This window comes from Shouchella patagoniensis, assembly GCF_002019705.1.
GTDB classification, from domain to species: domain Bacteria; phylum Bacillota; class Bacilli; order Bacillales; family Bacillaceae_D; genus Shouchella; species Shouchella patagoniensis.
Genome location: NZ_KV917377.1, coordinates 1,561,502 through 1,576,267, shown reverse-complemented (window position 1 = coordinate 1,576,267; position 14,766 = coordinate 1,561,502). Strand labels below are relative to the sequence as shown.

General features: G+C 39.3%; 11 protein-coding genes and 1 riboswitch. Of the genes, 10 read left to right on the top strand and 1 reads right to left on the bottom strand.

Translation table 11 applies throughout. The features are described 5' to 3' along the window. Nucleotides 1–5 precede the first annotated feature (5 nt). The 3 genes from BK584_RS08525 to BK584_RS08515 all read left to right on the top strand — a co-directional run bounded on the left by BK584_RS08525 (nucleotide 6) and on the right by BK584_RS08515 (nucleotide 4,437). On the top strand, nucleotides 6–1,394 hold the full coding sequence (locus tag BK584_RS08525; protein WP_078392214.1) for a murein hydrolase activator EnvC family protein: 1,389 nt from the start codon (nucleotides 6–8) through the stop codon (nucleotides 1,392–1,394). 315 nt (nucleotides 1,395–1,709) lie between these two features. Further along, complete coding sequence (locus BK584_RS08520) at nucleotides 1,710–3,173, top strand: S41 family peptidase (RefSeq protein WP_078392213.1); 1,464 nt, start codon at nucleotides 1,710–1,712, stop codon at nucleotides 3,171–3,173. A 91-nt stretch (nucleotides 3,174–3,264) separates the two neighbouring features. Next, nucleotides 3,265–4,437, top strand: coding sequence for a PDZ domain-containing protein (locus BK584_RS08515; protein WP_078392212.1), 1,173 nt, complete (start codon nucleotides 3,265–3,267; stop codon nucleotides 4,435–4,437). A gap of 36 nt (nucleotides 4,438–4,473) precedes the next feature. Here BK584_RS08515 and BK584_RS08510 read toward each other — a convergent pair whose 3' ends face one another. Continuing rightward, complete coding sequence (locus BK584_RS08510; protein WP_078392211.1) at nucleotides 4,474–5,472, bottom strand: DMT family transporter; 999 nt, start codon at nucleotides 5,470–5,472, stop codon at nucleotides 4,474–4,476. Between the two features lie 116 nt (nucleotides 5,473–5,588). Then, nucleotides 5,589–5,715: riboswitch (FMN riboswitch) on the bottom strand. A 328-nt stretch (nucleotides 5,716–6,043) separates the two neighbouring features. Here BK584_RS08510 and uvrB point away from each other — a divergent pair. From uvrB to lgt, 7 genes are all read left to right on the top strand, one after another. Further along, the gene (gene uvrB, locus BK584_RS08505; protein ID WP_078392210.1) at nucleotides 6,044–8,026 is read left to right on the top strand and encodes an excinuclease ABC subunit UvrB; all 1,983 of its coding nucleotides are present in this window, start codon (nucleotides 6,044–6,046) and stop codon (nucleotides 8,024–8,026) included. 4 nt (nucleotides 8,027–8,030) lie between these two features. Further along, the gene (gene uvrA, locus BK584_RS08500) at nucleotides 8,031–10,901 is read left to right on the top strand and encodes an excinuclease ABC subunit UvrA (RefSeq protein WP_078392209.1); all 2,871 of its coding nucleotides are present in this window, start codon (nucleotides 8,031–8,033) and stop codon (nucleotides 10,899–10,901) included. A 73-nt stretch (nucleotides 10,902–10,974) separates the two neighbouring features. Further along, complete coding sequence (locus BK584_RS08495) at nucleotides 10,975–12,069, top strand: DUF4097 family beta strand repeat-containing protein (RefSeq protein ID WP_078392208.1); 1,095 nt, start codon at nucleotides 10,975–10,977, stop codon at nucleotides 12,067–12,069. Nucleotides 12,070–12,135: 66 nt separating this feature from the next. Further along, nucleotides 12,136–12,327 carry a PspC domain-containing protein gene (locus BK584_RS08490; protein ID WP_078392207.1) on the top strand — a complete coding sequence of 64 codons (192 nt, stop codon included), beginning with the start codon at nucleotides 12,136–12,138 and terminating at the stop codon, nucleotides 12,325–12,327. 12 nt (nucleotides 12,328–12,339) lie between these two features. After that, nucleotides 12,340–12,684, top strand: a complete 345-nt coding sequence (locus BK584_RS08485) for a phage holin family protein (RefSeq protein ID WP_078392206.1) — start codon at nucleotides 12,340–12,342, stop codon at nucleotides 12,682–12,684. Between the two features lie 297 nt (nucleotides 12,685–12,981). Continuing rightward, nucleotides 12,982–13,914 carry an HPr(Ser) kinase/phosphatase gene (hprK, locus tag BK584_RS08480; RefSeq protein WP_054704426.1) on the top strand — a complete coding sequence of 311 codons (933 nt, stop codon included), beginning with the start codon at nucleotides 12,982–12,984 and terminating at the stop codon, nucleotides 13,912–13,914. Nucleotides 13,915–13,933: 19 nt separating this feature from the next. Further along, nucleotides 13,934–14,761, top strand: a complete 828-nt coding sequence (gene lgt, locus BK584_RS08475) for a prolipoprotein diacylglyceryl transferase (RefSeq protein ID WP_078392205.1) — start codon at nucleotides 13,934–13,936, stop codon at nucleotides 14,759–14,761. Nucleotides 14,762–14,766: the final 5 nt, after the last annotated feature.

Genomic DNA, 14,766 nt, shown 5'->3' with positions numbered 1-14,766 from the left:
AGGTTTTGAAGAATCGTTTAATCAGAGCAACAGTTGCGTTAATGGCTGCCACAGCGTTAATTGCAACTGGTGTACAACCTGCTAATGCTAATTCAGAGATTAATAGCAGGCTTGACCAGGTCTTGGACCAACAACAAGAAAACAGCGAAAGAGCAGACGAAACAAAATCGGAGATATCAAAACTTGATGCTGAATTAAAGGAATTGCAATCAGAGATCGAAACGTTAAAAGCAGAGCAACAAGAAACTCAAGATAAGTTAGAACAAACAGAAGATGAGTTAGCAAAACTCGAGGAAGAAATAACTGCACTTGAAGAAGAAATTGAGATCATTGAAGAACGTATTGTTGAACGTACGATTATCTTAGAAGAACGTGCTATTTCTACATATGAAGCAGGCGGAGATGTTAGTTATTTAGAAGTGTTGTTAGGGGCACAAAGTTTTGGAGATTTTATTGAACGGGTGTCTGCAATTTCAACCATTGCTCAACATGACCAAGACCTTCTAGAAGAACATATTGCAGATGAAGAACGGGTTCAAAAAGCTAAAAGTGAGGTTGAAGCAAAGCGAGAAGATGTCGAGGATCGCAAAGTAGAACTTGAATCATTAAAGTCAGAGCTTAATAATCAGCGCGATGATTTAGATCAATTAGAAGATGAATTGAAATCTAAAGAAGAAACGCTGCAGTCAGAGCTTGGTGAGATTATGAGTGAAGAAGAGCTATTGCAAAAGCAAGAAGAGGCAATTGAGGCAGAATTAGCTGCTTGGGAAGAAGAGCAGGAGCGTATAAAAGAAGAGGAAGAACGTAAGGCGCGTGAAGCTGAAGAAGAGCGTAAACGTGAGGAAGAACGTAAGCGGGAAGAAGAAAGATCCTCTGCAAATGCGGAACCTTCTAATGAACCTGCAGTAACATCAGCGTCAGACGACAGTCGATCTTCAGTGAATAATAGCAATAACGAATCTGCATCGGCTACGCCATCTTCAAATTCCAATTCAAGTTTTGTTCGTCCTGCTACTGGGACGGTTACTTCGCAAATGGGGCCGCGTTGGGGAAAATTCCATTGGGGAATTGATATTGGTAAAAATGGTCGTACAGGTGAAGTGCCGATTGTTTCCGTGTTAGATGGAACGGTTGTAACTGCTGGATATCATCAAGGTGGTTTTGGTAATTGGGTACTTGTAACCCACCAAATGAATGGTCAACAATATACGACAGTATATGCACATTTGGATCGTATAGACGTAAGCACAGGGCAGCGTGTTGGACAAGGTCAACAATTAGGAACGATGGGGAATACAGGTGCTTCTCAAGGGCCACACTTACATTTTGAAGTTCATAAAGGCTCATTTAACTGGGAACGGACAAATGCTGTAGATCCAATGGATTACATTTAAGTAAAACAAGTAAATATGCACGAGCATGCTAAGTTCCGAATAAGTAGACTTAATCTACTCATTTGGAACTTTTTTTATAAAACCAATTGAGAAAAAATTGTAAATTGTACTTCTGCTAGTGTTAAGCCAGTGATGGAATTTTAGTGAAAAAGAGTGTAATCTTCTTTAAGGAGTGTTTCGCTGATTTAAAGCTTGTGTAAAGTTATAAAAAGGAAAAACGAGTTTTTGACATCAGTACGATAACAAACTAGAATAAAGGTAACAGTTAGAAATAATGGGATTACGTATGCTTCAGAGTGGGAGTGGTGGACAGTTTTGAAAACAAAGCAGTTATTGTTTACAATGTCGGTTGTAGTGATTATTGCGGTCGCAGGTTTTTTCTTTATAAATGGATTACAATTGGGACAAACAAATTCTGGAGATGCACTAGAAGACGGTCAGGAGACAGCTCCAGAAGTCATTTTAGATGATAATGAACTGATGGAAAAGTTTGAGACAGCGCTAAAGACGATTGAAGGAAGTTATGTTTCTGAAATTGAACGTCAACAACTTATTGAAGGTGCGATTAATGGAATGGTGGAGACGTTAGATGACCCATTTTCCGATTACATGGATATTAGTTCTGCCGCTGATTTTCAACAATCTCTAAGTTCTCATTTTGAAGGAATTGGTGCTGAAGTTGGTTTGGTAGATGGATATGTATCAATAATTAGTCCAATGAGAGAATCACCTGCTGAAAAGGCAGGGCTTCTACCAAATGATGCAATTCTAGAAATTGATGGTGAATCGATTGAGGGTTGGTCCGTGAATGAAGCTGTAGCTCTTATACGGGGCGAAGGTGGCACAGAAGTGACGCTCACGATTCAAAGAAGTGGCAATAGCGAACCGTTTAATGTAAGTATTGTTCGGGATACGATTGAGGTAGAATCAGTTCGTTCAGATACGTTTGAACATGAGGGTGCTTTAATTGGAAGACTTGAAATTACGTCATTTTCTGAAGATGTTGGTACACAGTTTGATCAGTTGTTGCAAGAATTAGAAGTTGAAGGTATAGATGGATTAATTGTTGACGTTCGTGGCAATCCAGGTGGTTATTTAGATGGGGCACAAAAGATTGGTAACTTACTTATTCCTGAAGGAAAACCAGTTGTTCAAATTGAGCATGGAGATGGGGAAGTTGAAAGTTACAATTCCAGTATGCAAGATAAAAAACCATATCCGATTGTAGGTTTAATTAATGGAAGCAGTGCATCAGCTTCAGAAATTCTTGCAGCCGCATTAAAAGAGTCTGGTAATTATGATCTTGTTGGAGAAACGACTTTTGGAAAAGGAACGGTGCAAAAATCAATTCCAATGAGTGATGGCAGTGCTTTAAAAATTACCACTGATCGTTGGTTGACTGCAGACGGCAATACGATTGATAAAGAAGGTGTTGAACCAACGGTTGAGCAGAGTCAACCAGATTATTTTTATTCAATTGCACTTTCTGTAGAAGATGGTTTTGAACGGGATCAAGTATCTGAACAAATTGGGCATGCTCAAAACATGTTAAGTGGCCTTGGATATGATACCGGGCGCAACGATGGTTATTTTGATGAACAAACAGAAGTGGCAATTATTGAGTTTCAAGAGTCACATGATCTGGAAGTAGATGGTCAATTAAATGCTGAAACAGCTGAAAAGTTGCAAGAAGACATACTCACACATATCCGCGATCTAGAAAATGATGAGCAATTAAATCGTGCGATAGAATTAGTCGTTGAACAAGCATCTGAATAACAGGATTTGAGCAAAGTTTGGCGAATTAAGAGGGATATCTGCTGCTTAGGGCAAATATCCCTTTTTAATTAAGTTGCTGGAGGACATAGAAATGACGGAGACTTTTTTTATCGCATTAGGCAGTTTTTTTCTTCATCCGCTTTTATACATAAGCCTTGTAGCAATGGCAATTCATTCTGTATTGAGAGTAGGACGTGAACGAAGATCGTTTCATACACGCGTATTTGCGAAGCGCGCGGATTTTATCATAAGCTTTTTACCGTCAATGCTTGCCGGTTTAATAGCCAGTATTTTGCTGCTTGCGTTGGGACTTGTTTTATCGGTTCAAATATTGGTTTTTGCTGCGGCTGCTTCGGTATTGTTATTATTAAGTGGGAAATTCCAATTACAATCACCTACCTATATCTTTGGCTTGGTAAGTGTGTCTTATCTGGTAATACCAATGAGCTTATTTCCAGAATGGAGTTCCTTTCAGCTTCCTGTAGAGGTTTTATTTCCGAGTATACTTGCGTTGATGTCAATCCTGCTTTTTATGCAAAGTTTTTTAATTCGAATGAATGGACAAGCTCTTACTTCACCTCAATTAAAACAAGGGAAAAGAGGACGTTATATAGGCGTCCATCAAGTGAAACGGCTTTGGATACTCCCAATAGTCCTATTTATCCCAGAAGGCATTATACCAACTTTTACATATTGGCCAATTTTTAATATTGGTGAATTAAGTCTTCAACCTATCGTTATCCCATTTCTCCTTGGGTTTGGAAAGGTTACCCGGGCTCTCCCTAAACAAGCGATACAAAACGAAGCACATACTCAGCTTGGTTTAGCAATACTCGCTAGTTTATTTGCCGTAGGCTTGTTTGTACACCCAGTTATTTGGTTGTTTCTTGTATCTACTCTCATACTCTTTTTATTACAAACGGTCCATCATGTAAGAGCTTGGATTCATGAAAGAAATCAACCAGCATTTTTTACTGAAGCACAAAAAAGCTGCCGTGTAGTTGGCGTGTTGCCAGGGAGTCCTGCAGAAAAAATGAATATTGCCATTGGGGAAGAAATTGTAAAAGTAAATGGTCTCGAGGTTTTTGATGAGCAAAGCCTTTACCAAGCGCTACAAGTGAACTCTGTATATTGTAAACTAGAAGTAAAAGACACTAACGGTGAAAAGCGATTTGCACGAGGTCCACTATATAGTGGTGAGCACTATCAACTTGGAGTGTTGCTTGTTCGTAAAGAAGCTCGCCTAAGTGATTCAATCTTATAGAACCAAAAAAGCCATCGAAAGATGGCTTTTTTGGTTCTATGATTCGTGTTGTGGCTGCCACTTTTTCTGACGCTTGTCTTCTTTTTTGGCAGGTGGTAATGGCGAAGAAGCATCTTGTTGTTTAGAGATTCGGTAAAGAACGAACCATATAAGAGCAAAACCAAGAAGTTGTGGCAAAGTAATGGTTTCTTGTAATGTAATCCAAGAAACTAGTAACCCAGTCATTGGAAAACTAAGCTCAGCGATTGTGGCAACTGAAGCTTTAATCGATTGTAAACCACGGTAATATAAGAGCATGGATATTAATCCAGGCAAAAGGGCAGAAGCGAGTAAGTTCACTGCTATAAATGTTAATGCTATCGCTGAAGCAGGAGTGTTCCATGCTTCAGGAGCGATGGTAATTAATACGCCAAGTAAGGGAAGTGCCAATAAGAAACGAAGTGCTGTCACTGTTTCGTGACGGCATTTTTTTAAAAGCATTCGACCCAAGACCGTTGAACCGCCCCAAATGGCTGCAGCTCCAATTGCATATAAGCTGCCAAGTTGTAAAATATCAGAAACGCCTCCGATGGGAACGCTAAAACCAAAAGTGAGTAAATATGTTCCAACTACTGCTATTGGAACATAAATGCCAAAGTGTTTAGGGAAACTTTCTTTTAAGAAGAAATAAGCTAATACAATGGCAAACAATGGTTGTAGTTTTTGTAATAAAAGAACAGAGTTAATTTGTCCGGTTCCATGTGTGGAAGCATAAGTTAATCCTTGCGTAAATAGAATTGTGGCGATTGCCGATCCTCCCCAAGATATAAAGAGGAGCGCACCAACATCACGCCATGACAGTTTTTTAAGATCAGAACGAAATTTCCACAGTAATGGAACTGCAATTAAAGCTAAAATAATATGTTCGATAAAGACAATTTGCAGTGAGGTCATCGTATCTAAAAGAAGCAATCTAAATAAAGGATTAATTCCCCAAAATGCTGCCCCAATGACAATAAACCAAAATGTTTTGTGTGTACCTTGATGTTGTTCCAATGCCTTACAAGCTCCTTTTAGTGAAAGGCCTTCTAAAAAAAATCAAAAACAGCCCTGAATCAAGTAATACGATCCAGGGCTGCACAAATAAACAATGGTTACCCATCTGTTTACTTTATGATCTTCTCCCATCCGGACTATAACCGTCGGCTCTGGAGTTCCACCAGATCAGTCTTTATCCTTAGACAAAGAGTCGCGGGCTTTAACCGCCGGTCAGGATTTTCACCTGCCCCGAAGATACCTATTCAATTTTAATATAATATGCATTTTATCATACATGAGGTTTACTAAAACGTCTAGTACTAAAGAATGGTTAGCTAAAACAATGCGACACCATTGGAATAATATAGTACGTACGTTCGTTTTGTTTGTAGGTATTCAAGAACGGATATGCTATAATAAAAGCGAACGTTTGTTTACAATGACAAAATGTACTAAGGTATGAAATACAGTTGTTAGGTAATTGTTTTATGTATACATGATCAGGGAATACGAAACTGATAAACAAATGAAGAGGAGGAAGGCAGTCGCTCAAGTAGATGTAAGGCTCTCTAAGTGACGCCAATAGGCTATGGATCAGAAGTTTCAATTAGTATCAGACTACTCTCCTCAAGGAGATCAGCCTAAAGCAATCAAGAAGATTGTTAGCGGAATTGAAAACGGCGATAAACACCAGACTTTATTAGGGGCTACCGGCACTGGTAAAACATTCACGATGTCGAATGTAATTCAGGCCGTAAATAAGCCAACATTGATAATGGCTCATAATAAAACGCTAGCTGGACAACTGTATAGTGAATTTAAGCAATTCTTTCCAAATAATGCAGTTGAGTATTTCGTCAGTTACTATGATTATTACCAACCAGAGGCCTATGTGCCATCTTCTGATACATTTATTGAAAAAGATGCAAGTATTAATGATGAGATTGATAAACTTCGTCATTCTGCGACAAGTTCATTATTTGAACGACGAGATGTTATTATCATTGCTAGTGTTTCTTGTATTTATGGTTTAGGATCTCCAGAAGAATATCGGGACCTTGTATTATCAATTCGTACTGGGATGGAAATTGATCGTAATGAATTGCTACGGAGGCTCGTTGATATTCAATATGACCGTAATGATATAAACTTTACCCGTGGAACTTTTCGAGTGCGCGGTGATGTAGTTGAGATTTTCCCAGCTTCACGAGACGAACAGTGTATCCGTGTTGAATTCTTTGGCGATGAAATTGATCGCATGACTGAAGTTGATGCACTCACTGGAGAAATAAAAGGCGAGCGTAACCATGTATCAATTTTTCCAGCATCACACTTTGTTACAAGAGAAGAAAAGATGAAAAAAGCAATTGCTAATATAGAAGTAGAACTTGAAAAACAGCTTAAAATGATGAATGAAGAAGGAAAGTTACTTGAAGCTCAGCGTCTGGAACAAAGAACCCGATATGATTTGGAGATGATGGCTGAAATGGGTTTCTGTTCTGGCATAGAAAACTATTCTCGTCATTTGACTTTACGCCAAGCAGGAGCAACGCCATATACATTGCTTGACTTCTTTCCAGATGACTTTCTTTTAATTGTGGATGAATCTCATGTCACTCTCCCTCAAGTAAGAGGAATGTATAACGGAGATAGAGCTCGAAAAGAGATTCTAGTTAATCATGGCTTCCGATTGCCTTCAGCGTTAGATAACCGCCCATTACGGTTCGAAGAATTTCAAGAAAAAGTTGGACAATCAGTTTATGTGTCAGCCACACCAGGAGCATATGAGCTCGAACATACACCGGAAATGGTGGAACAAGTCATTCGTCCAACTGGATTGTTAGACCCACCAATTGAAATTCGTCCAATTGAAGGACAAATAGACGATTTGATTGGAGAAATTCATGATCAAGTTGCTAAAGATGAGAGAGTTCTTGTGACAACGTTAACGAAAAAAATGTCAGAGGATTTAACTGATTACTTAAAAGAAATTGGGATTAAGGTTCGGTACCTTCATTCTGAAATTAAAACACTTGAGCGGCTGGAAATTATTCGTCAATTAAGGCTAGGTACGTTTGATGTATTAATTGGGATTAACTTGCTTCGAGAAGGGTTAGATATACCAGAAGTTTCGTTAGTTGCGATTCTTGATGCCGATAAAGAAGGTTTTTTACGAGCTGAACGTTCGCTAATTCAAACAATTGGTCGTGCGGCAAGGAATGAGCACGGGCGCGTCATTATGTATGCAGATAAAACAACAAAATCGATGGAAATCGCTATTAGTGAAACAAAAAGGCGGCGTGCAATACAACAAGCCTTTAATGATGAACATGGCATTACCCCAAAAACAATTCAGAAGCGAATTCCTGATGTAGTCCAAGCTACTTATGCCGCGGAAGAATCGGGTGATTATGATGCGGCTCCTGTTCCACAGCAAAAAATGACGAAAAAAGAGCGTCACGCGACAATAGAACGTGTAGAAATTGAAATGAAACAAGCGGCAAAAGAATTGAACTTTGAGCGGGCGGCAGAGCTACGCGATATGTTGTTAGAACTTAAAGCGGAAGGATGACATGATGGCACACGAACAAATTGTGGTTAAGGGAGCTCGCTCCAACAATTTAAAGAATATGGATGTTTCCATACCAAGGGGCAAATTAGTTGTTCTAACCGGATTATCTGGTTCAGGGAAGTCGTCGCTGGCATTTGATACAATCTATGCAGAAGGACAACGGAGATATGTGGAATCGTTGTCCGCTTATGCTCGTCAATTTCTTGGGCAAATGGACAAACCTGATGTGGATTCAATAGAAGGACTTTCACCTGCAATATCGATAGATCAGAAGACAACAAGCCGTAATCCTCGCTCGACAGTAGGAACGGTAACGGAGATTCATGATTATTTGCGTTTACTTTATGCAAGAATTGGACGACCTATATGTCCACGGCATGGTATTGAAATTTCTTCACAGACGGTGCAGCAAATGGTTGATCGGATACTTGATTATCCAGAGAAAACAAAAATGCAAATTATGGCTCCCGTTGTATCTGGACGAAAAGGGACCCATGTAAAAGTACTTGAACAAATAAAGAAAGACGGCTATGTTCGTGTCCGCATTAACGGAGAAATGATGGAAGCGGCAGAAGTCATTGAGCTTGAGAAGAATAAAAAGCACAATATAGAAGTTGTGATTGACCGTGTTGTAATTAAGGAGGGCGTCCAAACGAGAATTGCAGATTCGCTTGAGACTGCTCTTACTCTTGCTGATGGGAGAGTGTTAGTCGATATAATTGATGGCGAAGAGCTGTTATTTAGCCAACATCACGCATGTCCTGAATGCGGATTCTCAATCCCAGAGCTTGAGCCACGAGCGTTTTCATTTAACAGTCCGTACGGGGCTTGCCAAACATGTGACGGGCTTGGTGTGAAGTTAGAGGTAGATAGTGAATTAGTTATTCCTGATCCTTCGAGATCTTTACGCGAGCATGCAATTGCTCCATGGGAACCAACTAGTTCCACATACTATCCACAGTTGTTAGAGGCGGTTTGCGATCATTTTAGTATTGATATGGATAAGCCCTTTGAGGACTTACCAGAAAAACTGCAAAGCATTTTATTAAACGGAAGTGGTAAAGAAAAGATCTTTTTCCATTATGAAAATGATTTTGGTCGAGTTCGCGAGCATATGATTTTATTCGAGGGTGTGTTAACGAACATTGCCCGCCGTTACAGAGAAACAAGCTCTGATTACATCCGTGATCAAATGGAATCATATATGGCACAGAAAAACTGCCCTACATGCAAAGGTTATCGATTAAAAAAAGAAACGCTTGCTGTATTTGTAGGTGGTAAACATATTGGCGAAGTAAGTCAGCTTTCTTGTGCAGACGCATCTGTATTTATTAATGAACTAGATCTCTCAGAAAAAGATCGTGCAATTTCGCGATTAATTCTGAAAGAGATTGAAGACAGAATCGGATTCTTAATTAACGTTGGCCTAGATTATTTAACTCTTTCTCGTGCCGCTGGGACATTATCTGGTGGGGAAGCACAGCGAATTCGACTAGCAACACAAATTGGATCATCGCTCATGGGAGTGCTCTATATTCTTGACGAACCCTCAATTGGTCTTCATCAACGAGATAATGACCGATTGATTGAAACATTGAAGCGCATGAGGGATTTAGGAAATACATTAATTGTTGTTGAACATGATGAAGATACGATGCTTGCAGCAGATCATATCATTGATATTGGTCCGGGAGCCGGTGTACACGGTGGTTTTGTAACTGCACAAGGTACGCCAAAAGAGCTTATAGAAGATTCAAATTCTCTAACAGGTCAGTATCTATCAGGTGAGAAATTTATTCCTGTTCCTTCTGAACGCAGATCTTTAACAGATCGTAGTTTTACGGTGAAAAAGGCTGCAGCAAATAATCTACGGAACATTGATGTGACTTTTCCTCTTGGTGTGTTTATGGCTGTGACTGGAGTCTCTGGTTCTGGTAAGAGTACATTGATTAATGAAATTGTTCATAAAGCACTTGCTCAAAAGATTCATCGAGCAAAAGGAAAGCCAGGCAAGCATAAAGAGATTGTGGGCATTAATGAAATGGATAAAGTGATTGATATTGATCAATCGCCAATTGGTCGTACGCCAAGGTCAAACCCAGCAACTTACACAAGTGTTTTTGATGATATTCGTGATGTCTTTGCGATGACGAACGAAGCGAAAGTGCGTGGTTATAAAAAAGGGCGCTTTAGTTTTAATGTAAAAGGTGGGCGTTGCGAGGCATGTAAAGGTGATGGCATCATAAAAATAGAGATGCATTTTTTACCTGACGTTTATGTTCCTTGTGAAGTTTGTCATGGAAAAAGGTATAATCGTGAAACATTAGAAGTCACATATAAAGGAAAAGCGATTGCTGATGTACTAGCAATGACGGTTGAAGAAGGAGTTGAATTCTTTGGAAGCATTCCAAAGATCAAACGGAAAATTCAAACCTTAATTGATGTGGGACTAGGATATATTCGTTTAGGTCAGCCAGCAACAACCTTATCAGGTGGAGAAGCGCAACGGGTGAAATTGGCGTCACAACTTCATAAAAGGCCAACAGGACGGACATTGTATATTCTAGATGAACCAACGACTGGCTTGCATGTGGATGATATTGATCGCTTGTTAAAAGTGTTGCAACGTTTAGTTGATAATGGTGATACTGTTCTTGTGATCGAGCACAACTTAGATGTCATTAAAACGGTAGATCATATTATCGACTTAGGACCAGAAGGTGGCGTTGGAGGGGGAATGCTTGTCGCAGAAGGAACCCCAGAGGTTGTAGCTGAAACGGTTGGCTCTTATACAGGTCAGTATTTAAAGCCCATATTAGAGCGCGATAAGGCAAGACTTGAAGCTCAGTTAGAAGGCGCAGGCCAGAAAAGTTAACGGAAATTGAAACATGTTGCCTAGCTGCTTCGTAATAAGATAGAAGTATAAAAAAGCAAAAGGAGCGATTGCCGTGGAAGAGCGAAAAATGATTTTAAAAATGATTGAGGATGGAAAAGTTTCCGCTGAAGAAGGTTTGAAATTACTTGACGCAGTTGGCAAAGGACAGGAAGATACATCGTCAAAAGCATTAACCACGGATTTAGATGAAACGGGTGGAGACTCATATAAACAAAAACAACAACGAAAAGAGACATCGGAGGAAACGCCTTTTTCAAAGCTTACAGGTTTTTTTGAATCAGCCATTCAGAAAGTTAAGGACGGTGATTTTGACTTCAATTTTGGAGCGGCTACAGAGGTTGATCATATCTTTCAACATCAAAATATTACGCCAAACACCGTTCATGTCCTGCTAGATAATGGATCGGTAGAGGTTATACCATGGGATAAACCAGACGTACGAATAGAATGCCAAGTAAAAGTGTACCGCATGAGTGATGAGGAAGAAGCGAAAACGTTTTTCTTAAACGAATCAACTTTTTCAGTTACGGAAGAAAAGCTTCTTTTTGAAACTAAGTCTAAAACAATGAAAGTAAATGCGACTCTTTACGTACCAGAAGCGTCGTATAATCATATGAAGCTTTATACCTTTAACGGTTCCTTAAAAGGCGACTCTCTAAAGGTGGAGACATTTGAGGCGAATACGACAAATGGTTTGATAAAAACGGAAGGTCTTATTTCTAAAAAAGCTTCAATTGAAACCGTTAATGGGAGCATTAATTGTGAAGGTGGCAAATTGCAATTACTTGAGGCAAAAACGTTAAATGGTACAATTAAAGTCACAGGTGCGATTCAAGATGCTGATGTGGAAACAGTGAATGGCTCTATTTCCTACGAAATTGAGGATACTGGAGAATCTGGTTATGTAGACTTGAAAACAACAACTGGTAGTTTAAAACTGCATGTTTCAGATCAAGTTCGCTTTGATGGTAAGTTAAAGTCAAATGTTGGGTCAATTAACAACCGTCTGGCTTTTTCAGAAGTGGTTGATGAAAAGAAAGACATTGGTCAACGTTATATGCAAGTAACCGCAAATTCGGGCCAGTCTACTCGTGTGAGAGTCCACGCTGTTGCTAACACAGGAAGTATCACGCTACAAGATAAGTAGTGTATGTTTAGTTAATAGAAATAGAAGGAAAACAAGGAAAGTGTGAGGTAAGAAAGGGAGATTTAGATGAAACGTTTAGTACGCTCGCAGGAAAGCCGAATTATTACAGGCGTTTGCGGGGGAATTGGTAAGTACTTTAATGTTGATCCGACTGTTATAAGAATTATTGCGGTTATATTGGCGATTTTTACAACAGTTTGGCCAACTGTAATTGCCTATGTAATTGCTACTTTCATTATACCAATGGATAAAGAGTAGGAGGATATAAACATGAGATGGCTGATAGGGCTGCTTTTAAATGCGCTTGTATTGTGGCTTCTGTCAGGACTGTTTTCTGGTTTTGATTTAAGTAGTTTTGGTGCCGCGATTATTGCCGCGTTAGTATTAACAATACTCAATTGGACAGTAAAGCCGTTGCTTACGGTACTAACATTGCCAATAACGATCTTAACTCTCGGATTGTTCATGTTTGTCATTAGTGCATTAACGTTAATGCTAGCGGCTTGGTTAATGGGTAGTTACTTTGTAATTGATGGATTTGGTATTGCGTTACTAGCCGCGATTATTATTGCCTTGTTCCAAGCAATTTTGATTAATCCAGTCAAACGAGCATGATAAGACTACGAGCAATAGTTAGTTAATTCAAGGGCATGAGTTCTGATTAAATCAGACTCATGTTTTTTTATTAAGGAAACAATAATTAAAAAAATGATCATAAGAATCTAGTTTAAGTTTTATCTTTATGAATGATCCCGGTTAGAAAATAAAAAGATTAGGGATCTGATTGCCAGTATCATAATAAATGTATTGGTTCATCCAGGTCATCGTTTTCTGTTTTAGGCGTCCAGCAAAAATCGTGCTACAATATGGCTAGTAATGCAGATGGACAAGTGGATAATGAGGTGAATGAGAATGACAAAAGTAACAGCAAATGATATTTTAGAAAAGTTCCAATTTGAATTATTGGCGGGAGAAGAAGGAATTTATAGACCAATTACAACTAGTGATATTTCAAGACCTGGTATTGAGATGGCTGGCTTTTTTACATATTACCCCGCTCGCCGATTACAGTTAATCGGGCGGACTGAACTTTCTTTTTTGAAATCCCTTTCTGACCAAGAGAAAGAGGAACGAATGACAAAACTGTGTACATATGATACGCCAGGCATTATTTTGTCTAGAGGGCTCGAAGCGCCTGATCAATTGCTTCAGGCAGCAGATAAACGTGATGTTCCTGTTTTGCGATCAACTTTAACAACAACTCAGTTAAGCAGTCGGGTTACAAATTTCTTGGAAAGTGAATTAGCACCAATTACTGCTGTGCATGGGGTTCTAGTTGATATTTATGGGATTGGGGTGCTTATAACTGGAGGAAGTGGAGTCGGAAAGAGTGAAACGGCTCTTGATCTCGTACGTCGTGGTCACCGTCTTGTCGCGGATGATTCAGTTGAAATTAGGCAACAAAATGAAGATACGCTTGTTGGTCATCCACCTCCACTGCTGCAACACTTGCTAGAAATACGCGGATTAGGGATTATTAATGTGATGACCTTATTCGGTGCAGGTGCGGTGAGGCCGTTTAAACGTATTAGTTTATGTATGAATTTAGAATTATGGGACCAAAAGAAAGCATATGATCGTTTAGGACTTGAAGAAGATAAGATGAAAATATTTGATACAGAAATTACAAAACTAACAATCCCGGTTCGGCCTGGTCGAAATCTTGCTGTTATTATTGAGGTAGCGGCCATGAATTTTCGTTTAAAACGCCTAGGATTTAATGCTGCACAAGAGTTTTCTGAACGTTTAACTCAAGTGATTGAACAGGGAGATAACGAATTTTAATGGAAAAGGAGTGTAACGGATGGAAGAACAGATTGAACCGTTGAACCGTGTGTTTTTATCTTTAGGGCCCATTGATATTTATTGGTATGCAGTTCTAATCCTTTCGGGGGTTGGGGTAGCTTATTTATGGACTCGATATGAAAGTGAAAGAAGAGGGTTACCTAAAGAGACTTTTGCTGATTTGCTTGTGTGGGCATTGCCTATTTCAATTATTTCAGCAAGGTTGTATTATGTTATATTTCGCTGGGATCAATTCGCCGATAACCCAGTCAGTGTGTTTTATTTACGAGAAGGCGGGATCGCGATTCATGGCGCCTTAATTGGTGCAGTTGTTACAGCGATTGTTTTTGCGCGTGTAAAAAAGTTATCTTTCTGGAAAATTGCAGACGTAGCTGCTCCAGCAATTTTAATCGGTCAGGCTATTGGACGTTGGGGCAATTTTGTGAATCAAGAAGTTTATGGTGGACCGGTATCACGAGATTTTTTGGAAGGACTTTTATTACCAGATTGGATTATTAACCAAATGTATATTGGAGGTACATATTATCATCCTACTTTCCTTTATGAATCTCTTTGGAGTATAGTTGGGGTTATTTTATTAATTCTTCTTCGTCGTGTGAATTTGCGACAAGGTGAACTTTTCTTTAGTTATATGATTTGGTATTCAGTTGGTCGCTTTTTTATTGAGGGTATACGTCTTGATTATTTATTAATCGGAGAGTCATTACGGACAGCGCAACTAATATCGATTATACTAATCGCTGTTGCAATTATTCTATGGATATACCGTCGCTTGATCGTAAATCCGCCTCGTTACTTAGATGATGGAGGCAATAAGTCGAAGTAGAGAGA